Raw genomic sequence first — 1,103 nt, 5'->3', positions numbered from 1 at the left:
ATGGCAAAGGAAAAGTTTGAGCGTACAAAACCGCACGTCAACATTGGCACGATTGGCCACGTTGACCACGGCAAGACGACGCTGACCGCAGCAATCACCAAGTATTTCGGCGACTTCAAGGCGTATGACCAGATTGACGGTGCGCCGGAAGAGAAAGCGCGCGGCATCACCATCTCGACCGCCCACGTGGAATACGAGACCGACAACCGCCACTATGCGCATGTCGACTGCCCCGGCCACGCTGACTATGTGAAGAACATGATCACCGGTGCGGCGCAGATGGACGGCGCGATCCTGGTTGTGAACGCCGCTGACGGCCCGATGCCGCAGACCCGCGAGCACATCCTGCTGGGCCGCCAGGTTGGCATCCCGAAGATGGTCGTGTTCCTGAACAAGGTTGACCAGGTTGACGACGAAGAGCTGCTGGAACTGGTTGAGATGGAAGTTCGCGAACTGCTGTCCAGCTACGACTACCCCGGCGACGACATTCCGATCATCGCAGGTTCGGCTCTGGCCGCGATGGAAGGCAACAACCCGGAAATCGGCGAGAACAAGATCCGCGAACTGATGGCGGCCGTTGACGAGTACATCGACACGCCCGAGCGCGCTGTTGACCAGCCGTTCCTGATGCCGATCGAAGACGTGTTCTCGATCTCGGGTCGTGGTACCGTTGTGACCGGTCGTGTCGAGCGTGGTGTGATCAACGTTGGCGACGAGATCGAAATCGTCGGCATCCGCGACACGCAGAAGACCACCTGCACCGGTGTCGAGATGTTCCGCAAGCTGCTGGACCGCGGTGAAGCCGGCGACAACATCGGCGCCCTGCTGCGTGGTGTTGACCGTGACGGCGTCGAGCGTGGCCAGGTTCTGTGTAAACCGGGCTCGGTGACTCCGCACACCAAGTTCGAAGCCGAAGCCTACATCCTGACCAAGGAAGAAGGCGGCCGTCACACTCCGTTCTTCGCGAACTACCGTCCGCAGTTCTACTTCCGTACGACTGACGTGACCGGCACCGTGACCCTGGCCGAAGGCACCGAGATGGTCATGCCCGGCGACAACGTGTCGTTCGGCGTCGAGCTGATCGCCCCGATCGCCATGGAAAA

General features: G+C 60.6%; 1 protein-coding gene. It reads left to right on the top strand.

What is annotated here, in order from left to right:
* A partial coding sequence (gene tuf, locus ACR0BA_RS18440; protein WP_480643604.1) for an elongation factor Tu occupies nucleotides 1-1,103 on the top strand: 1,103 nt, incomplete at both ends.

The organism is Ruegeria sp. CI5 (assembly GCF_056536885.1).
Note: the sequence above shows the minus strand (reverse complement) of the source record. Positions and strands in the feature narration are given on the sequence as shown.